This is a genomic window from Methylovorus sp. MM2 (genome assembly GCF_001648895.1).
GTDB lineage: Bacteria > Pseudomonadota > Gammaproteobacteria > Burkholderiales > Methylophilaceae > MM1.
In genome coordinates this window covers 1596145-1617787 of the sequence record NZ_LXUF01000001.1, presented here as the reverse complement: position 1 = coordinate 1617787, position 21643 = coordinate 1596145, and the positions used below count along the sequence as shown (strand labels likewise).

At 47.7% G+C, this 21643-nt stretch carries 10 protein-coding genes; 1 reads left to right on the top strand and 9 read right to left on the bottom strand.

The window, feature by feature from the left end:
- The 4 genes from A7981_RS12270 to A7981_RS07560 all read right to left on the bottom strand — a co-directional run.
- Positions 1-3454: calcium-binding protein (locus tag A7981_RS12270; RefSeq protein WP_131800947.1), on the bottom strand; the 3454-nt coding region annotated here is incomplete at its 3' end.
- Between the two features lie 357 nt (positions 3455-3811).
- The gene (locus A7981_RS11865; protein WP_067266279.1) at positions 3812-10426 is read right to left on the bottom strand and encodes a hypothetical protein; all 6615 of its coding nucleotides are present in this window, start codon (positions 10424-10426) and stop codon (positions 3812-3814) included.
- A 270-nt stretch (positions 10427-10696) separates the two neighbouring features.
- Positions 10697-15589, bottom strand: a complete 4893-nt coding sequence (locus A7981_RS12265) for a calcium-binding protein (RefSeq protein ID WP_067266276.1) — start codon at positions 15587-15589, stop codon at positions 10697-10699.
- A gap of 152 nt (positions 15590-15741) precedes the next feature.
- Entirely contained in the window at positions 15742-16746 is a 1005-nt protein-coding gene (locus tag A7981_RS07560) for a folate-binding protein YgfZ (protein ID WP_067266273.1), read from the bottom strand.
- Between the two features lie 41 nt (positions 16747-16787).
- On the opposite strand from A7981_RS07560, the gene A7981_RS07555 reads away from it, so the two are divergent.
- Complete coding sequence (locus A7981_RS07555) at positions 16788-17243, top strand: protein YgfX (RefSeq protein ID WP_131800946.1); 456 nt, start codon at positions 16788-16790, stop codon at positions 17241-17243.
- Here A7981_RS07555 and A7981_RS07550 read toward each other — a convergent pair.
- From A7981_RS07550 to A7981_RS07530, 5 genes are read right to left on the bottom strand one after another with little or no spacing between them, the layout of a single operon-like run.
- On the bottom strand, positions 17207-18244 hold the full coding sequence (locus tag A7981_RS07550) for a vWA domain-containing protein (protein WP_067266268.1): 1038 nt from the start codon (positions 18242-18244) through the stop codon (positions 17207-17209). The two genes, A7981_RS07555 and A7981_RS07550, sit on opposite strands and share 37 nt — an antisense overlap.
- Positions 18245-18256: 12 nt before the next feature.
- A complete protein-coding gene (locus A7981_RS07545; RefSeq protein WP_067266265.1) occupies positions 18257-18793 on the bottom strand; it encodes a hypothetical protein in 537 nt (178 codons plus the stop codon).
- On the bottom strand, positions 18784-19764 hold the full coding sequence (locus tag A7981_RS07540) for a vWA domain-containing protein (RefSeq protein WP_067266261.1): 981 nt from the start codon (positions 19762-19764) through the stop codon (positions 18784-18786). Before A7981_RS07540 ends, A7981_RS07545 begins: the two co-directional genes overlap by 10 nt.
- Positions 19765-20742, bottom strand: coding sequence for a hypothetical protein (locus A7981_RS07535; RefSeq protein ID WP_082889232.1), 978 nt, complete (start codon positions 20740-20742; stop codon positions 19765-19767).
- Positions 20743-21606, bottom strand: a complete 864-nt coding sequence (locus tag A7981_RS07530) for a DUF58 domain-containing protein (protein WP_067266258.1) — start codon at positions 21604-21606, stop codon at positions 20743-20745.
- Positions 21607-21643: the final 37 nt, after the last annotated feature.

The following is a 21643-nucleotide window of genomic DNA, read 5'->3' as shown; positions in this document are numbered from 1 at the left end:
TGATGGTGTTGGCAAGTGCATTGCCAGTTAACTCGATGCCATTTACATAGGCACTGGCATTGAGATGCTCGACATTCTCGCTAAGGGTATAACCATCACCAGAGATATCATCAAACTCAGCGCTGATAATGACGGTGTCTGTACCTCCAGCTAGTGATTCAATGACTTCATCACCGACATCATCCACGCGGTAAGTATCATTACCTGCGCCGCCTACCATGGTGTCAGCGCCTGCACCGCCATCCAGAATATTGGCGCCGTTGTTACCGAGGAGAATGTTGGCACCGCTGTTGCCAGTGGCGTTGATCGCAGTTATGCCTGTAAGTGTGATGTGCTCGATATTCGCGTAGCTGGCAAGATTTAGGCTGATACTGCCTTGAATGGTGTCGCTAGCGCTGCTTATTGTGCCGCTCTCAGTCACTACATCACCGATGGCATTGACGATGTAGAGGTCATTGCCGTCTCCACCGATTAGTGTATCGTTGCCGAGACCGCCATCTAGGGTGTCGTTGCCTGCTAAACCTTCTAGCGTGTTGGCAGCTGAATTGCCTGTGAGGTAGTTATCCTGTTCGTTACCCGTTAGGTCGATTAGCGTACTGCTGGTACCGCTAGCATCAATATGCTCTACGCCATCGAATTGGACATCTGTCAGCGTCAGTACTAGCTTGTTTGCGGTGGTTAGTTTAAGGCTGCCTGCAAGCTTAACGATATCATCTTCGTCCGTACCGTTTTCTGAAATGGTATCTTCCAGTTCTGCAACCAAGCCATTTAGTCTCAGGTTAATAACATAAGTATCATTACCATCGCTACCAACTAGGTTGTCAATACCGGTACCACCGACCAGTGTATCGTTCCCTTCACCGCCATTGAGGATATCGTCTCCAACACCACCATCTAGGGAGTCGTGGCCGATTTCACCGTAAAGAGTATCGTTACCAGCAAGGCCAAGAAGCGTGTTGTTGGCATCGTTGCCAGTAATGGTGTTATAACCGATATTACCGGTGAGGTTAAGTAGCGCTATATTCGTGGCGCTGGCATCGATATTCTCGATATTAGCCCCCAATACGATGGTGCTGATTTTTGTGATGGTGTCGCCACCACGAAGTTCGATCGTATCCTCATTGCCTTGGTTGACAAGCTCTGTGACTGTATCCTCTAAGGAGCCAACAATTTTTAGCCCTGAGCCAGTTGTTTTGAGGTCGACAATATATAGGTCATTTCCTACTCCTCCTTTAAGGTTGTCTATGCCTTCGGCGCCATCCAAGGTATCGTCGCCAGCACCACCAGTAAAGGTATTGGCAAACTCATTACCTATGATGTTAAGGCTAGTGAAAGCGTCCAATCCACTGGCATCAACATTCTCGATATTGGAGCCTGAGGCTAATGCCCAGGATGCACTGCTGTAGGTGTTAGCGATCTTGACTGTGTCGGTACCACCTGCGCTACCAGTAACAGATTCATTCACCACGTCATTTTCATCATCGACGATGTAGGTGTCATTGCCGATACCTCCGTCCATGCTGTCTGCACCTGATCCGCCATCTAGCGTGTCGTTGCCTGCTCCACCTAGAAGTGTGTCGTTATCATTTCCGCCCTCTAGCAGATCATTGCCGGCGTCTGCATATAGAGTGTCCATGCCATCCAAACCTGCCAGTTTGTTGGCTCCAGTGTTGCCGGTGATGATGTTAGCGCTGGTGTTGCCTTTGGCGGTCAATGCAGCAGTGCCGCTCAAGGTAATATGTTCGATATTCGTATAATTGGCGAGATCGATGCTAATGCTGCCCTGAATGGTGTCATCATCGCTATTTACCGTGCCAGTTTCTTGTACTACATCACCGATGGCATTAATGATATACAAGTCATTGCCATCGCCACCAATGAGTGTGTCATTATCTACCGCGCCCTCTAGCGTATCATCGCCTTCATCACCATCCAGAATGTTGGCAGCCGCATTGCCAACCAAGTAGTTATCTAGGTCGTTGCCGGTGATATTGAGCTTGGTCGAGGCTGTGCCGCTTATGTCTAGATTCTCTATGTTGTCGAATAGTGGGTCGGCCATGTCTAGTGTGGCAGCAGATGTTAAAGAAAGGCTGCCAGTAAACTTGATGGTATCTGTGCCTTCATCTTCTAGCTCAGTGATTGTGTCTTCCGGCGCAACAGCGCTAATGTCGGTTTTCAACAGGGTTACAGTATAGGCATCATCACCATCACCACCTGCTAGTGTGTCTGCTCCCAGACCACCAATCAGTATATCGTTACCTAGGCCGCCCAAAAGACTATCATCGCCTGCGCTTCCATCCAGTGAGTCATCATCATCGTCACCATTCAGTGTGTCGTTGCCTAAACCACCAGTCAGTTTATCGTTATCATCGCCGCCATTGAGAACATCATCCCCATTATTACCAAGTAGAGTGTCATTGCCTACATTTCCACTGAGCGTGTCGTTGTTTGAACCACCGGTTAGGGTGTTTATGACATCGTTGCCTGTGATGTCTATTGCAGAAGTGAGTGCACTGGCATCGATGTTTTCAATATTGGCACCTGAAGCTAATACCCATGATGAGATATTGCTGGTGATCTTGACGGTGTCATTGCCACCCGAGCTGCCACTGACAGACTCATTTACAACGTCATTTACGTTATCGACGATATAGGTGTCATTACCAATACCGCCATCCATAGTGTCTGCACCTGCGCCACCATCCAGCGTATCGTTGCCGCCTAAGCCTTTTAGTGTATCGTTCCCTGCGAGGCCGAGAATGGTGTTGTTTGAAGCATTGCCTTCAAGCGAGTCGTTGCCAATAAGAAGCGTATCCAGAAAAGTATCGCCTGTTAGGGTGTCAAACTGATTTGAATTGATGCTTAAGCCTGCCATGGTGACAGTGGAGTTGCCAGAAGTCAGCGTGAATCCGGTAATCGTGCCTGCAAAGTTATTGATGCCACCCGTGAATGTGAGCGTGCCGTTTAGTTGGAGTACGACACCATTTTTTTCGATGGTGATTGTGTTGGAGGTAAAACTTTCAAAGTCATCGACACCGAATGCTATTTCCCCGGTTCCTAAAAGCGTGACTTTAGTACCTTGGCCGTCATTGATGATCAGCTTATTGATTGAGCCATAGAGTTCGGATCCCAAGATGCTATAGGTTAAATCTGTTCCATCTGCGAACATAGAAACGGTTGCACCATCGCTATACGTATACAACACATTTGTCACTACAGGGGCGAATCCTTGTAGGCCAGAGCCGGTCAGTTTGTAAGCGTCACCATTCTGCAAGAGAATGGTATAAGTGTCATTAGAGGGCGTTGTTCTTAATTGTGCAGTATCTGTGTTGTCTGCGGCGACGTTCATGTCATTCAGCGCATTAGTGACAGCCAAGTAGGGGTCACCGATTTTCCCAAAAGCGATTCTGATGGCTTCTATTGAAGGAAATGTGCTGTTAAACGTGACCGCCATGGATTAGCCTTTAAATTGTTTGATGATTTGATATGAAGCTTTAATCGTGTGATAGCAAATCAATCTTTACATTATGCCCACTTAGAACAATGCGTTTTATTGAGTTAGTGGAGATGAGATATCAACTTGATAATTCATATTCTAGCGCTTTTAACTGGATAGGGTAGGTATTACAAGTGATATGGGTTGTTTGCATCTCTAACACTTCCATACGTGGCCCGAAGGTGCATCATAACCACCACTTTGATTAGTGCTCTGCACGTACGACTTGACTCCATTTTTATGATTGAACAAGTAACGATAAAGCCCGCAAGAGCGGGCTTTATCGTTTTAGCGCATCTTGTTTAACATTACGAATTAATAAATGACCTGAAAATCATCTGCGTCAATCGTTGGTTTATTAGATAGTGTCGCAAACTTAATCGCGGCGCCAGCACCTGAGCCATCGGCATCGTAATACAAGCTGCCAGTGTTGATATCATAGATTAGGTAATGTTCTAGCGTGGTCGCTTTTGTACCGAAAGCCAGATTATCTTCGGTAACGCCAGCCGCCAATTTTGTGAATAGATCAATTTGCAATTGGATAGTATCGTCGTCACTCACAAAGTCTGTAATCACGCTGACATTGGTAGCCTCTAGTTTGTCAGAGTCAAACATGAAGATGTCTTCACCGTCACCACCAGTGAGGGTATTTAGCCCGTTGCCACCCGCTAGTGTGTCGTTACCATCACCCCCAAGCAGGGTGTCGTTGCCATCGTCACCATTCAGGGTGTCATCACCAGCTTCGCCTGATAATGAATCATTACCGGCTTCACCATCAAGCTCATCATTAGCCAGACCACCTAGTAGAGTGTCGTTGCCGTCCCCGCCATAAAGAGCGTCTTCATCGTCACCACCATTAATAATGTCGTTACCCAAGCCACCATTTAAAGTATCAAATCCAATACCACCATTGATAGCATCATTTCCGGCTAGGCCATCGTAGTTGTCATTGCCTGAGTTCCCAGAAAAATTATCAGCAACTGCTGTACCTAGTGTGAGAGTAGAAGGCAAAACCTCGAAGTCATCTACATTCAAACTTAAAGGTATATCCTGTCCAAACCAAGTGATTAGAACAGCTTTGCTAGCTGCACCATTGGCATCGGCATCGTAATACAGTCTGCCCTTACCGAATTCGTAAATCAGGTAGGTGTCTTCACCTGTTGCGATAATGCCCGATGCGATTGTTCCTAAACCGGCTTGCAGACTCCTGAATATAGACCCATCCAAAACAATCTTGTCGTGCTCTGTACGTGAGAAATCAGTAATAATATCCGCATTTGTAGCAACGATGGCTGCATCGAATACAAATTTGTCAGCGCCTGTACCGCCAGTCAACAAATCCATGCTAGCACCACCGCTGATATAGTCATTACCAGCGCCGCCAGTAATATAATCGGTGCCGTCTTCGCCAAATACACCATCATCGCCATCGCCGCCATCTACCGTGTCGGTGCCTTCTTCGCCGTCAAGATGGTCATTGCCATTGCCGCCAAACAGTTTGTCATTGCCGAATTCGCCATCAATATTATCTTCACCGTCGTTGCCATGCAGAACGTCATTGCCATCGTTGCCATGCAGAACGTCAGAATCTGCGCCGCCCAAGATTGTGTCGTTCCCGAGGCCGCCGAATAGTATATCGTTGCCAGCATTGCCCTCTATGCTATCGTTGCCTGCCTCGCCATCAATAAAGTCATTGCCATCATCGGTGTCGTCATCATCGTTCTGGTTATCACCCGATATTACGTCATTGCCTAGACCACCATAGATAAAATCGTCGCCGTCTTGACCCGCTAAGGTATCGTTATCAGCGCCACCATCGATAAAGTCATCGTCAGCCCCGCCACCCACATTATCTTTACCCAAACCGCCGTATATGGAGTCATTGCCGTCACTGCCTTCTGCCCTGTCGTTATCTGCTCCAGCATCAAGAAAGTCATTACCGTCACCACCAATAAGATAATCGCCGCCTGCACCGCCTAAGAGTATGTCGTCACCGTTTCCGCCTTCGACGCTATCGTCATCCGCACCGCCATCCAGTGTGTCGTTGCCGTCCATTCCCTCAAGCGTATTTTCACCAGCATTGCCGATCATATTGTTGTTGGCGCTGTTGCCTGTGATTCGGAGGAAGGTGGTGCCCGTGCCGCTAATATCGAAGTTCTCAATTTCGGCAAGCTCATCGGCCAGCGTGATTTGTGTTCGCTCAATGAGGTTGGCCGCGCCTGTCAGCTTAAGCGTATCTGACGTACCTTCACCCGTTAGCTCGGTAATGGTGTCTTCTAGTTGGGCTTCTGCATTGATACCAGTGCCTACGGTTGTGATATTGACTACGTAAGTGTCGTTACCATCACCACCCATCAATTCGTCCACACCTAGACCGCCAATCAGGCTGTCATCGCCTTCATCGCCTTGAACATAATCATCCCCTGCGCCGCCATCAATCGTGTCGTCACCAAGACCGCCATAGAGACTATCATTGCCTGTCAGCCCGAGAATAACATTAGCAGCACTGTTGCCAGCGATCTGGTTGTTAAGCGTATTGCCTGTGAGATTCAGTTGAGCAAAACCGGTAGGCACGGCATTTAAGACCTCGAAATTAGCTCCTAAGGTGATAGTGCTTACCATATTTGATATGCCGTTGACATCAAATAGCACAACTGTATCGATATCACCTGGGTTAACTGCTGACTCGGTAATCGTGTCTTTGGGTTTATAGGTAATGTTACTGCCCGTGCCTGTGGTTACTAAGTCTACCCTGTATGTGTCGCTGCCTTTGCCGCCGATAAGAGTGTCGGCAACCGTACCGCCGCCGCCATAGAGCAGGTTGTCGCCATCATTGCCTGTAATCGTGTTAGCAAGCAGGTTACCAAATCCATCAATGTCATCATTCGCAGTGCCTGTGAGGATGAGGTTTTCGACATTGGCAGCATCAGCCAACTCGAAGCTAACGGAAGATTTAATGGTGTCATTACCTGCATTCAGGTCTTCAATGACTATGTCATCTTCATCGTCTACGATATAAATGTCGTTGCCTGCACCACCAACCAGTTCATCGGCTCCTGCGCCACCGTCTAGAATGTTGGCACCGGCGTTGCCAATGAGCGTGTTGGCACCGATATTGCCAGTGGCACTCAAGGCAGCGGTGCCTGTCAGGATGACATGTTCAATGCCTGTGTAATTAGGGTTGGCAAGATCAATGCTGATAGAGGCTTGGATACTATCGTTACTATCGGTATTTCCGTCCTCATCGACTAAATCGGTAATGGCATTGACGATATAAAGATCATCTCCGGCGCCACCTTTTAGGCTGTCATTACCAAGACCGCCATCGAGCGTGTCGTTACCATCGCCGCCAGACAGGCTGTTGGCAGCGGTATTACCAATGATGTAATTGTCTAAGTCATTACCAATGATGTTTAGCTTGGTTGATGCGGTACCACTGATGTCAATATTCTCGATGTTGCCATAGTAACCACTGAAATCAAGAGTAGAGGCTTGAGCGAGTGTCAGGCTTCCTGTCAGTTTGATTGTGTCGATGCCATCGCCACTTTCATCGATGATATCTTCAAGTATGTCGGAGGTGTCTGCACCGAATGTATGCGCTTTAATAGCTACAACATAGGTGTCATTGTCATTGCCACCTGATAATGAGTCTGCACCGACGCCGCCAACCAGCGTGTCATCTCCATCACTACCAATCAGCCAGTCGTCATCTGCGCCGCCGTCAATAGAGTCGTTGCCATCAAAGCCATTGATGGTGTCTTTTCCAGCAAGACCAAGAATGACATTGTTACCATTGCTGCCAGTAATAGTATTTGCAGAAGCGTTACCGGTAAGATTGATATTGGCCGTAATTCCGCCATCAATGTTGTGAGCAATCAGATTTTCAATTGCTGAATTCAGTAAGATCGAGCTGGTTTTTGTGGTGCCACTGCCACCAAACAATGTGATTGTGTCATCATTACCTGATGTGTCTGTAATGATATCTTCAATCGAGGCAACCACGTTGGCGCCTGTGCCAGCGGTCTTAAGGTAAATATAGTAGTCATCATCACCGGCGCCACCTTGTAGATTGTCAGCGCCAAAATCTCCAACAAGTGTGTCGTTGCCTGCACCACCAATCAGGGTGTCATTGCCATCGTACCCCTGAAGTGAATCATCACCACTGCCGCCAGTGAGAGCATTGGCAATTGAGTTACCATATAAAAAGATGTCACCAGTAATTAATGCACTTGCATCAATATTTTCAACATTGGTCGTAGCAACGTAATCAGTGCCATTGAAAGTTTGGGCTATCTTGATAGTGTCGTTGCCGCTGGATCCTGTCACAGTCTCATCGACAACGTCTTGCTGATCGTCTACAAAATAAACATCATTACCTGCGCCACCTATCATAGTGTCGATGTCAGCGCCGCCATCTAGCGTATCGCTGCCAGCGCCACCTGTGAGGCTGTCATTGCCACTTAAGCCCTCAAGTTTGTTAGCACTATTATTGCCGAGGATGATGTTATCACCGCCGTTACCAATGATATTGATTGCCCCAGTGACGTTGGTAATGAATATACCTTCTATACCGCTGCCTGCGCTGTAGGTGCCAGAAGCAATTTGCAGAATAACGGTATCATTTTCGCCATCGCTATCTGATACTAGGTCGCCTACATTATCAACGTAATAGGTGTCATCACCATCACCACCATCCATGGTGTCAGCACCGATTCCACCATCTAGCGTATCGTTGCCAAGATCGCCTGATAGCGTATTAGACGCGGCATTACCAGTGAGGTAGTTCGCAGAGCCATTGCCTACTAAGTTCAGTAAAGTAGTGCCTGTTGCGCTGGCATCTATATGCTCAATATTGGCAAGTGAATCGCTCAATGCAATGAGTGAGGCATTGGTTAGCTTAGCTGTGCCGATGAGCTTGAGCGTATCAATGCCTTTATTTACGTACTCAGAAATATTATCTTCAAGTTCAACAGATACACCGCCCGCACTCACCGTTTTGAGGTTGACAACGTAGGTATCGTTGCCATCGCCACCGATCAACGCATCTTGACCCAAGCCACCAATGAGGTTGTCATTACCTTCGCCACCTTCAATAGTATCGCCCTCTGTGCCGCCATCCAGCGTGTCATCACCAATGCCACCATCCAGAATATCCGAGCCAGCTAGGCCATTAATGACATTGGCAGCATCGTTTCCTGTAATTACGTTTGTCAGTGCATTGCCATTAATATTTAATAGTGTAGAGCCAGTAGCGCTGGCATCCAGATTCTCTACATTAGCAAATATGGTAATAGTAGCTGCCTTGGCCAAACCGTTCACAACACCAATCACCTCAGTAGTGTCGTTGCCCTTACCAGCTGCCTCGACTACTGTATGTTTTATGGTGGCCGTAGTGCCTGATTGAATCAGCTCAACCTTGTAAGTATCGTTACCATCAAGCCCGACTAGCTGATCTTTCCCATCTCCCCCGATGAGCGTATCATCGCCAGCTGTGCCTGTTCTTGTTTGAGCAGCAATGGCTTGGGATGTAATGGAAGATATATCGATGCGGAATACATCGAATTGCTTATCATTATTGTCAACGATTGTTTCGTTTCCTGTAATAATAGTGTTTACAGGGACTTTTCCAATATCGAGTGATTGCGTACTACTCAAAGTGATGTATTTGCCATCTGCTGAGATAGTAGCGTTATATGACTCATATGGAGGGTCGTAAGCAGTAGGGCCAGTAATCGTTCCAAAACCAGGAACAGTTGTTTGTTGCCTTAACCCCTTTGCTGACAAATCAATATTGTAGACATCCCCATTGGCCATATCCTTTACATACCAGAATGAGTAGAACATTGGCGATGTAGGGCTTGCTACTGTGTTAATGCTATAATCGTGAGTTGTACCAAATCCCGATTTGAATAGCACAAATCGGCCATCTGCACTAATGCTTGCATCAGTACCCCCTAGAGCATCTGCGCCCGACTTGCCTTCAGTTACTAGCTTAATATCGCCCGTTATTAAATCCTTGCGGTAAATTGCTGAGTTAATAGATTTATCAAGATCAATGAAATCTTCCGCACTACTTTGGAATACCACATAGCGGCCATTGCCAGAAATGGATGCATTCGTGCTTACTGGAAAAATAGGAAACGGTACTGCATCAGCGTCGCCTAGCGTGGCTGGCAAGCTATCTTCGCCGACAAATCCATCAGTTTCCCCGCCGCCGCCCTGAGCATTTTCGGAAACCCGCGTGAGCGCACCAGTGGTTATATTTTTGAGGTAAATTTCTTTATTAGCGTTAGCATTTCCTGCGCTAAAATTATTAGCCAGACTTTCAAATACAACAAAATTACCATCATTGGAAACATAGGCATTGCTACTATTATTATTGCCAGTGGTTACGCCATCAGCTTCAACAGAAATGAGTGTTGTTGTATTTGCCTGCATGTCGACCAGATAAACTTGGGAAATACCGGACGATTCAGGGGTGTTAAATGTGATGTACCGACCATCTGCACTCATGTGAGGATCAGCGCCATTACTACTTATCTGTGCAGTGCTATTAGATACGGCATCGTAACGATAAATGGAGTTATTAGTTTGGTAAGTAACGTAACGACCATCATCGGAGACATCTGGGTCGCTTGAATCTGGACCAAAGCCACCTGTAGTGATTCTTGTTAAGTTGCCTGTCACCATATCCTTCAAGAAGATGTCGCGAGTGTCGGTATCCGACGCTTCTGTAGTTGCGCCAAAGTTAGTGGCTTCTGAAGTAAATACAATATAACGACCATTCGATGACTGGCTTACGCCTCCTGTGCCTGCTTCTGGGGAAACGTTGCCGCTGTCTACATTGTTAACCCCTCCATCAAGTCCGCTGGGCTTATTGCCTGCTCCATTGAGTTTGGTTACTGAAACAAGCTTGGTTGAATATGCCATTCTTTACCCCTTAAACCTTTTAAGATTAAACGCAATAGATTTTCACTTAGGTATGAATAAGACCATAAAAAATACCACTAAGCTATGAACTAGCTCACAATTATTAGCAAAATATTTACACTTGTAAATTAACTTAAATATTTATTCTAATTAATGTCTTAGCAGGGTCATTCAGTTGTGTTCGCAGTAGGGTGGTGTGAACGAGGAGTGAGTAACAAAAAGCCCGCGATTGCGGGCTTTTTTTTAAGGCATCTTATTTAAAAGCATTCATTAAACAATCTGGAAATCATCTGCATCAATACTTGCTGGCTTGCTTGAAAGGGTGGCGAACTTGATTGCTGCCCCAGCGCCTGAACCATCTGCATCGTAATACAGGCTGCCTGTCTTGTTATCGTAAATCAGGTAATGTTCGAGGCTTATGGCTTTTGTGCCGAAGGCTAGGTTGTTGTCAGAAACGCCATCAGTGAGTTTTCTGAAAACATCGCCGCTTAGCTCCAGAATATCCTCCCCTGAAGTAAAGTCGCTAATGGTAGAGGCATTTGCTGCAAGCACTGGTCTGTTGAATATGAAGATATCGGCATCATCGCCGCCGGTCATCACATTATTGCCGTTACCGCCTGATAATGTATCTTCACCAGCACCGCCGGTGAGGGTATCGTTGCCATCATCACCACGCAGATAGTCATTGCCAGCGCCGCCATCTAGTTTATCGTTACCGATTCCACCTAGCAGAAAATCTTCTCCGTTACCTGCGGATAGAGAGTCGTTACCATCCCCACCGGCCAGATAGTCGTTATTGGTGCCACCAATTAGGGTGTCATTACCTTCGTTGCCAAAGAGGTTGTCACCACCATTGCCAGCGGTGATGCTGTCATTGCCCAAGCCACCACTTAAAGAGCCTGATCTTGATGTATGCCCAAGGATGGTATCGTTGCCACCAAGCCCGTTATAGGAGTAACCGGAAGCAATTGATTCGGCTGCGATCCAAGTCTCGGCTGTATTTGCACCTGATATTATGGAATCAGCCATTGAGCCGATAAGCTTGAAGTCATCGGCCGACAACATTTCTGGTTTATTGCCCAGCAGCGTTGCAAAAAGTACTGCTGCTTTGCCTCCAGCGCCATCTGCATCGTAGTATAGTTTGCCAGTGAGTGCGTCGTAGATGAGGTGGTCATCATTATCAAGCGCTTTTGTGCCATTGATAATATTGCCACCACTTACGCTATCGCTATTAAGAAAAGCACTAAAGTAGTAAGCATCCAACTCGATCTTGTCGTGATTTCCAGTAGCGCCACTAAAGTCAGTGATGATATCGGCATTTGCAGCGATGACAGGGCTGTAGAATTTGAAAGTATCTGCACCGGCACCGCCTGTAAGTGTATCTATACCGTCGCCACCCTCCAGATAATCATCGCCGTCACCACCATCAAGGATGTCATTACCTACACCACCTTCAAGGATGTCCGAGCCGCTAAATCCATTCAGAGTGTCGTTGCCAATATCACCTTCTATTAAATCGACACCAGCGCCGCCTTCCAAGCTGTCATTACCCGCGTCACCCTCGATGGAGTTGCCGTCATCACCGCCGGTGATGGTGTCATTGCCATCTTCACCTTCGAGCTTGTTGTAGCCAGCGCCGCCTTCTAAGTTGTCATTGCCTGCACCGCCAAAGACGGTGTCGTCACCATCGCCACCGTATAAGAAATCGTTTCCGGCTTCACCGTCGATGAAATCATTATTGTCGTCGCCAAAGATCGTATCGTTGCCAAGACCACCAAATAGGGCGTCATTGTCTGCACCGCCACTAATCATGTCGTTGTCAGCACCACCGTCGATAAAGTCGTTACCATTACCACCATTCAGGGTATCTAAGCCCGTGCCGCCAAATAACTTGTCGCTGCCAATTTCGCCTTCAAGTGTGTCGTTACCAGCGCCGCCATCCAGAGTGTCATTGCCACTGTCACCTAAGACGACATTGGCGGCTGCATTACCGATGAGTAGATTTTCGGTAGTATTACCAGTGAGATAGAGTCGTGTGGTGCCTGTGCCGGAGATATCAATATTCTCGAAGTTCTCAATGTAACTGCTGAACGGGACATCTTCTTTCAAGTTTAGGGCGTTAGGGTCTGTTGCCTTGATGTTGCCAACCAGTTTGAGGGTGTCAGTGCCTTTATTCACACCTTCGGAAATCTCGTCTTCGAGTTCAGCAATCACGACCCCAGGGGCAGCCGTGAAAGCTTTGATGTTAGCAATGTAGGTATCATCGCCATCGCCGCCATCCAGCGTATCTACACCAGTACCACCGATAAGGGTATCGTTACCGTTATCGCCATGAAGTTCGTCATTGCCGATGCCACCATCTAGGCTATCGTTACCATCTTCGCCGAAGAGTGAGTCGTTGCCTGTTAACCCTAAAATGACGTTATTACCCTGCGAGCCTGTGATGTCGTTGTTTGCTGTGTTGCCCGTGAAGTTAAGCGCAATATCGCTATTTGCATTGAGTGCATACAAGTTTTCAAGGTTGGTAGCTAGGGTAAGGGTGGTCAGCTTGTTGGCTCCCGCGCCGCCATATAGCTGTAACGTGTCCGTGCTTTCTGAGTCTCCCGCAACTTCGGTAATCGTGTCTTCAAGAGCTACTGTAATATTGGTACCGCTTCCGGTAGTTTTTAGGTTAACAAAGTAGGTGTCACTGCCAGTACCGCCTTGGAGGTTATCTGCGTCATCTCCACCTTCTAGGTTGTCATCACCTGCGCCACCTATCAGGGTGTCATTGCCAGCTTCACCGAATAACTCATCAGTATTGGCAGTGCCAGTAATGGCATTGGCAAGCGCATTGCCTGTCAAACTTAATCCAAAACCAAGCGCACTTGCATCTATATTTTCGATCTCATTTTGCGCAATAAAAGAAAACGGTACATAGCCAGAAACCAGCCTCACTTTATCAACGCCACTCAGTGCACCTGTCACTAATTCGTTGACCACATCAAGTGCGTTATCAACGATGTACGTGTCATTGCCTGCGCCACCGATCATGGTGTCGGCACCTGCACCGCCATCTAGGGTGTCATTGCCTGCGCCCCCGATCAGGCTATCGTTTGCGCCCAAACCTTCCAGTTTGTTTGAGGCGCTATTGCCTTCAATGGTGTTTGCTGTGCCGTTACCTTTGGCGCTCAAGGCGGCCGTGCCGGAGAGGGCGACATTTTCAACGTTTGTGTAATTGGCAAGATCAATATTGATGCTGCCTTGAATGGTGTCGCTAGCGCTGCTTACTGTGCCGCTCTCAGTCACTACATCACCGATGGCGTTGACGATGTAGAGGTCATTGCCGTCTCCACCGATTAGTGTATCGTTGCCGAGACCGCCATCTAGGGTGTCGTTGCCTGCTAAACCTTCTAGCGTATTGGCGGCTGAATTGCCTGTGAGGTAGTTATCTAGCGCATTACCTTTGATATTGAGCTTGCTAGTGCCTGTGCCTACGATATCAAGATGCTCAATGTTATCAAAGCGTGCTGTGGTCATATCCAGCAGGGCGGCGCTTGTTAGGCTTACATTGCCCGTAAGTTTGATGATGTCATTATCGCCTTCATCTTCATTCTCAAGGGTTGTATCTTCTAATACTACTGTGGTGCTGGTTTCTTTCAGCAGGGTGACATTATAGATATCGCTACCGTCACCACCGGAGAGTTGATCTGCTCCTAGTCCACCGATTAGGCTGTCATTGCCATCGCCACCATTCAAAAGGTCGCTGCCAATACCGCCATCCAGCGTGTCATTGCCGAGATTGCCGCTTAGTTTATCATCGCCTGCAAGGCCAAGTATGACGTTGTTGCCATCGCTACCGCTGATTTCATTGCTTACTGCATTGCCAGTGAGGTTCAGAGCGATTGCACTATCCGTATCAATGGCATCGATGTTCTCCAGATTGGTCGCCAGCAGAATAGAGCTGGGCTTGGTGGCACCTGTACCTCCTGAGAGTTTGAGGGTGTCTATTCCGCCTGCTGCACCAGCGATTTCTGTGATGGTGTCTTCTAGAGAAGCTATACCATTAGTGAGTTTGAGGTTGACAACATATTCGTCATCTCCAGCTCCACCTTGCAGGTTGTCAATGCCGAGGCCGCCTTCGAGCTTATCGTCGCCTGCGCCACCGATAAGCGTATCGTTGCCATCTCCGCCATTTATTGTATCGTCGAGGAGATTCCCTATAATCAGGTTGGCGCTTGCATTGCCTGTGAGGTTGTAATAAAACTCGCCGGTAGTCCTGCTGGCATCGATATTCTCTATGTTTGCGTTGATAGAGACTGTTAGCGTTTGCACGCCTGTCGTGCCGAAATCGCCGACAAGCCGAAAGGTATCGTTACCTTCATTGGCATTTTCATACATCTGGTCGCCAAGACTATCCCAGATATAGATGTCGTCACCCTTGCCGCCATACATGCTATCTGCACCGACAGCGCCATCAATCAGGTTGTTGCCATCGTTACCGAATAGCTGGTTGTTCTTTGCGTTACCCGTGGCCGAGAGTGCTGCCTTGCCAGTCAGGCTGAGATGTTCGATGTCGGGTAGATTGGCAAGGCTGAAACTGATAGAGGCTGAAACCTCGTCACTATCTCCACCGGAATCTGAAATAACATCATTTACATTGTCTACTATATAAAGATCGTTACCTGTTCCTCCGGCCATGCTATCGGCGCCAGCGCCACCCTCTAAGGTATCGGCGCCAGCGCCACCGTTTAGAGTGTCGTTGCCAGTCAGGCCATATAGTGCATTGTCGCCATTATTGCCAGTGATTATGTTGGCACTTGCATTACCTTCGACATCAAAGGCTACTGTGCCGGTCGTACTGATATCGAAATTCTCAAAGTTTTTAAAAGCACTAAAGCTAATACTAGAGAAACCCAAGTTGTTAGCAAGAACGATGGTGTCAGTGCCTTGATTGGGGTTTTCAAGCAGAATGTCTAAAGCACTGTCGATAATGTAGGTGTCGTCACCTTTTCCTCCGACTAACGAATCGTCTCCAGTGCCGCCATCAAGTGTGTCATTCGCAGCACCGGCAAGAATGGTGTCATTACCTTCAAAGCCCCGATACAAGATATCCCCAGAAAGTGCTCCTGAAGCGTTGTTTAATAAATTGTCGCCTGGACCACCACTAAGCGTTGTTGCCATTACATACCCTTAAAATAAATCTTCAAAACTTAGCGCTGAGCAAACCTTTGGACTGTTGCGATTATAAGCAGTTTTTATTAATTAATGATGTGAAGCTCGTTACAGTTTGTATATTGAATTTCAGATTTATTCAATACACATGTCTGTAAAGATTATTCGCTTAACACATAAGGAAGTGAGGCTATCGTAATGGGGGTATTTTCCCACCTTGCATGCGCAGTTGCCTCAAGCCTGATTTCGATTAATAAGCCAAACCCACTGTTTGCTGGCGCACTTCTTACGACCTTGCCTACAACTTCGTTTGCTTCATTACAAACATCATCTCCAGCTTTTGGCTGCTCGCTTGAATCGATATGTGCAAGTTGAGTGCGGCGTTTTACCTTACCTAAATAATGCGTGCGGGCGACAATCTCCTGGCCGGTGTAGCAGCCTTTTTTGAAGTTGATGCCATCGAGCGCATCTAGGTTGACCATCTGCGGGACGAACGCTTCTTGGGTGGCTAGGGTGATCTCTGGGATGCCCGCTTGGATTTCAAGGTAATCCCATTGTGGTTTGCCGACTTTAACGGTTTGCTCGCCGAGCGTTGCCCAAAGTTTGCTAGCATGTGCATCACTTGTCAGCAGTTGGTAGCGCGGTAGTTCACCTGCCATGCGGATAATCGTCGTGTTGTCGATGGTGATGGTCGCGTAAGCTTGTTGCGGTATATCGCTACCGAATAGAGTGCTTAATATCTGCGCTGCGTTGTTACCAGCAATGCCGAAATGGGTGAGTTCATCGCTGACATCGGTGATGGTGACTTTAGAGCGCATGACATACATTTTCAGCCGTTTTTGAATGGATTCGACCAGTTCGCGCGGAAATTGCAGGTAAATGCCATCGGTTTGTGCAAAAGCCAGAAACAAGGCTAGCAGGCGGCCTTTGGGCGTACAGTAACCTGAGTAGTGGCTGTTGTTGCCATCGAGCTTTTTAACATCGTTAGTGACTTGGCCTTGCAGAAAGGTGACGGCATCGTCGCCTTGCAACCTGAGTAGCCCTAAATGGGAGAGGTCGGCAAGGATAGTGTCGCTATTTATGGCGTTGGGCGTGCCGAAATCAGCCACATAACCATCTTTAAAATTTGCGCCTTGCGCGATGAGGAATTCTTGCCACTGTGTCATGATGTTATTTTGCTTAAGTTTTTGTATCGGATGATTATAACGTGAAGCCGATTGCTTTGGATTTAACGCCTTCTTATTACATGGTGGCCATACTTGCGATTGCAAGTTTCTTGGCGGCCAGTGTTGTTATGTTCATGCCTTTACATATCCTGCTTAAATTGTTTGTGCTGGTGCTGATTATTGCTGCGACTATTTTTTATATCATGCGGGATGCATTGCTGGTTTTACCGCAGTCACCACAAAAGATCGAAGTGAATCACCGCAATGCCTTATATATCACCGATAAAAGTGGTAACAGATATGCGGCGGCAATATTATCTAGCAGCTTTGTTGCGAGTTACCTGACTATTTTGAATCTAAAGATTTCCGGCATGTTTTGGTCACGCAGTATTATCCTGATGCCCGATTCGGCATCAAGCGCAGCGTTTCGTCAATTGCGTGTATGGCTAAAGTGGAGTGATCAAGAGGCTTTAGATGATGTGCCAGATGAGGCTTGAGGCTTCTTCTTAAATATGCTGTCAGGCATTCTTGCTGATAGACGCCGTATCAGCTGGAACAGTCTTTGTGGGGTATATGCGCTGATGATGACGATGCCTGCGATGATCGCCAGTATCCAATCGATCTGCATGGGTGATATATCGCGTTTGGCGGGCTTTAGATTGTTTAAGGCACGTTTGACTGACTGAATATCTTCTCCATTGACATAGTCTGCATTGATCTCTTTTGAAAATTGCTTGAGGTATTCTTCATCTAGTTTTGATTGGTAACGGTCATCATTGCCGCTGGCGACATTATCATCACGATTACCGAAATTCTGCTGTGATATCTGCGCGATGCCAGGCTGCATGGTGAAATTTTCTGCCGACCAATAGCCGATGACACGATTGGATTCATCCAGTTTGGGAATCGGGTTAGGATTTTCGCTACCGACACCGACAATAAGCCAGCCACTACCACCTTGAAAGTTAGTCAGGTCTTTGGTGTTGAACGCATGCAGGTGGGGGGCTTCTTCACCATCGGTAAAGAATACGACTTGTGCTGGCTCATCTATGGAGCGTAACAGACGGCTGATGGCATCTGCGCTTTCACGTACGCGGCTATTGCCTGACCATGCCATGCGCCATTCCAGATTGGCGATCGTATCTTGGATGGCGGCATAGTTCCCGCATACTTCGATTGGGGTGTATAGGGCAGCGACCGTAAACCCTGCAAATACAGAAACACTCACGCGGCTACCACAGGGCAAAGTACTCACTACATCATGCAGCATGTATTTGGTATATTCCAGCCGTGATACTTCATTGCCATGCCAAAACATGCCCTTTGTATTCATGCTTTGGCTGATATCCACGACGAACATATAGCTGTATATATTGCGAGGCACAGGCAAGGTGGGTTTGAAGGCCGCCGCAATCAATAATAAGAATGCAGTCGCAAGCAATGCAGCATCGCGCCGATGGCGGATGTAACTAAAGAAGCGGGTTAAAAAGACTCTCATGTAACTTTGACTTTAAGGTAAACCAACAGGGATGTTACCCATGATGAGGCCGGGTGAGTCAGATTCACCCACGCCGGGAGTAGGGTGGCTTGGTAGCATGGAAATCACGCGGTCAAGATTATGGCTGGCATCCCAAAAGCTATTATCAAGGCGTAATGATTGTTGATAAGCCGTTTTTGCCTGAGTGAGCAGATATTCAGTCTGGTCGCGCACGGTCAGGTCACGACCATTGATGGCTAAGCCGCGCAGAAAGAAGATATTGCCGATATTGAATTGCACGCCCGATCGCTGTGTGGCCGTGCCTTTATCAGCCAGCTGACCAAATAGCAGGGATGATTCCTGATATTTACCATTCGTTGCTAACCAATACGCTACAGCGAATTTTGCTTCGTAAGACTCTTTATCGGTTTCGGGTGTTTTGCCGCTCAGTATGGCCTTATTGAAGGCATGTACCTGATTGATGCGAATAAGCTCGGCCACGCTGCCGATAGCACTGACAATCGCAACGGCAACCAGAAGCCAGGTTAATTTTTTGGTATTCAATGCCATGTTCTTACCTCAATAAATTTCACTGCCAATAGCAAACCAATAAATACTGCAGCAAGCAGGTAGCACCATGGCGAATAATCGCGTCCGGGTATCTCATCCATGTAGCGAATCGGCTTTTTTTCCTTGCGATTGATGTCTTCGATCGCGGCAGCCAGCGAGGTAGGATCTTCAGCCTCATAAGCCTGATAACCTGTACGCAAGCTCTTGAAATAGTCATTTAACTCAACCGCCGGTGGTAGAGGGCGATCTTCTACCGGCTTGAAGTCTTTATCAAAGATACTGATAGCGCCCGGCTGGCGCAATACGATCCAATAAAGCGTCACATGCATACGATCCAACCAATCGCGTATCTTTTCCTGTGACATCGCGCCCATGCGGCCACCACCGTCTGAAAGTAAAATGATGGCACGCGAACCAGAGTCCGGTGTTTTATCGAACTGAGATAGCCCGCTGGTCAACCCGCTACCGATGTTTGTCTGAAACAAGGCTGCACCACCCGCTGCCTTGATGGCTGCTAAAATCGCCTCACGACTATCGTTTAAAGGTAGGGCGTGAATTGCAGAGTTACTAAAGGTCACCATGCCAAACATATCGTTCTTACGCTGTTTGACGAATTGGGTGATCAGGCGTTCAGCAGCCTGTGCCTTTGATTCCCCTGCATTGCCGCTTTGTACCGCACCGGAAAACGGATCATCCATGCTTGCGCTGCGGTCGATAACCAGCACCAGTTGAGCGCCAACGCCTGTGCGCTGAATGTACTGTGCTGGTGTTGCAGGTCCTGCAACACCGATAATGATGGCAAATAAGGCGAGCGCTGCCAGTATCTTGAGCAATAAACCCAGTAAGTCAGATAAACGGTCACGCGGAAGCATACCCAGCCAAGAATAACGATGGCTATGGTGCCTATCCAATAACAACGGTACTAATGCCAACGGCAATAGCAGCAATAACCATGGGGCAACGAAATTCAATTACGCTAATCCCCGTTCGCAGTCGCGGCAGCGTCGACTGAATTTGCGTAGCCATGTTTGCGGGTCACCTGTGATGCCATGATTGGATTCAGTATCAAAGAATGCCCAACGCGATAACACAAAGAATTGTGCGATCTCATTTTTGATAGGGGCGAATTTTGGGTGCGCAACGATAAAGCTATCTGCCGTGAACACGCTGCCATTATTCGTCACATTGAATGCATGATGCAGGCGGGTAATGCTTTCTTTTACGCTTGAATCTGAAGCTTTTTTCTTCCGCAGGTCACGATATGCCTTTGCAAAGGGGCCGCCCATACGAGGTAGCCATGTCCTGCTACCCAGAATGTAAACCAAGCCAATGAGTGAGAGCGCAAGTAGGGTGAGTAATGCCCAGAGCGTGTATTGATTGTTTTTAGCATCCAGAAGTAAGGGGCCGCGGAACTGGCTCATGTCACGTTCGATCTTAACTGCACCATACACCGCCAATGGGGATATACGGAAAGGCCACGAGGGAATGCGCACCTGGAATACACGCCCATTGCCGCCAAACTTCACAAGCTCAGGGGGCAGCTGGCTCGGTTTGGTGACGACACTGCTTGTAAAGACCTGATAGCTTAGCTCGAGTTTATAGATATTAAATTTACTGTCATCCGATACTTCAAGCACGGCTGATCGCACTTCAACGCCTTGGTCTTTACCGCGATATTTCTTTTCAGTGCCTGTCAGTGGTAAGGATGTTTGTAGCAGCTTGTAGGGTTTTTCTACCTTGAGCGTCACGGTGCGATTGAGCACATCGCCCACATGGTAACCAACGTCGCGCACTGGGTTGATATCGACGATATACACAGGCGGATTTGGATTCTTTGGCGCATCTTCTAATTCTTCTGCATGAGTCGTGGCAGAAAACCCCAAAAAGAAACTGACAATCAGCATGCCGATGAGCAGCAGGATCATAAAAGGTTTAGTGAAGTTCATCATTCAGGCAGCCATAAACTGGTAAAAATATTCGGTAAGTGCATCCGCTTTAAAACCTTCTTCAATAAAGAAAGGCGGTATGTCATAGCGCATGAAAAGCTGAGTAAGTGCATCGCGTCGCTCAGCAAACGATGCCTGAATTCGCGTATGCATATCTCCGCGCAAGAACAGGCTACGCCGCTCACCGCTTTCTCTATCGACGATCTGGGCGATACCGAATTCAGGGAGTTTACGGTACTCAGCAGCATCCCAAAGTACGATAGGCACGATATGGTGACGCTGCATGCTGATGATCGCCTGCTCCAGCACATCGAGCGGCATATGAAAGTCAGAGATCAGAAACACTAATGCACGTTCCCGCGATAAGTGAGGGGTGATTTCCAGTATGCCGCTGCCATCGACCTGTTGCGGTTGATAGTCTTTTAATTTTTCGGCCAATAAATAGGCGCTCTGCATACGGGTACTGGAATGGCTGATCCAGTCTTCTCTGACAGATTGATCAAAACCGATGAACCCGAACGGATCATTGACGCGAGAGGCCGAATAAGCAACAGATGCTGTGATCTCTGCGGCAGTATGTAGTTTTTGGTACTCGCCAGAGAAGCCCATGGAGCCGGATAAATCGCAGGCGACATAAACAGGGGTGGCACTGCGCTGGTTGAAAATGCGGACGAATACCTGCTCGAACGGGTCACGTATCGTCAGGCGCAGATCGATACGACGAGGATCTGGATAGGCAATCAACGGCGCATGCCCTACAAAATCCATGCCTAATCCACGTTGGGCGCTAATATGCCTGCCCGGATGACGCCCACGGCTACGCCAGCCTATCTGGTAACTAAACTCTTTTGCTAGCTCAGACTGCATGACGCATTTTCTTGGATCGCAGCAACATCAATAAATA

Bases quoted from the DNA above. Each gene is read 5' to 3' on its own strand.
- A7981_RS11865 (WP_067266279.1), bottom strand. From the start codon at position 10,426: ATGGCATATTCAACCAAGCTTGTTTCAGTAACCAAACTCAATGGAGCA.
- A7981_RS07560 (WP_067266273.1), bottom strand. From the start codon at position 16,746: ATGACACAGTGGCAAGAATTCCTCATCGCGCAAGGCGCAAATTTTAAA.
- A7981_RS07550 (WP_067266268.1), bottom strand. From the start codon at position 18,244: ATGAGAGTCTTTTTAACCCGCTTCTTTAGTTACATCCGCCATCGGCGC.
- A7981_RS07545 (WP_067266265.1), bottom strand. From the start codon at position 18,793: ATGGCATTGAATACCAAAAAATTAACCTGGCTTCTGGTTGCCGTTGCG.
- A7981_RS07535 (WP_082889232.1), bottom strand. From the start codon at position 20,742: ATGATGAACTTCACTAAACCTTTTATGATCCTGCTGCTCATCGGCATG.
- A7981_RS12265 (WP_067266276.1), bottom strand. From the start codon at position 15,589: ATGGCAACAACGCTTAGTGGTGGTCCAGGCGACAATTTATTAAACAAC.
- A7981_RS07530 (WP_067266258.1), bottom strand. From the start codon at position 21,606: ATGCAGTCTGAGCTAGCAAAAGAGTTTAGTTACCAGATAGGCTGGCGT.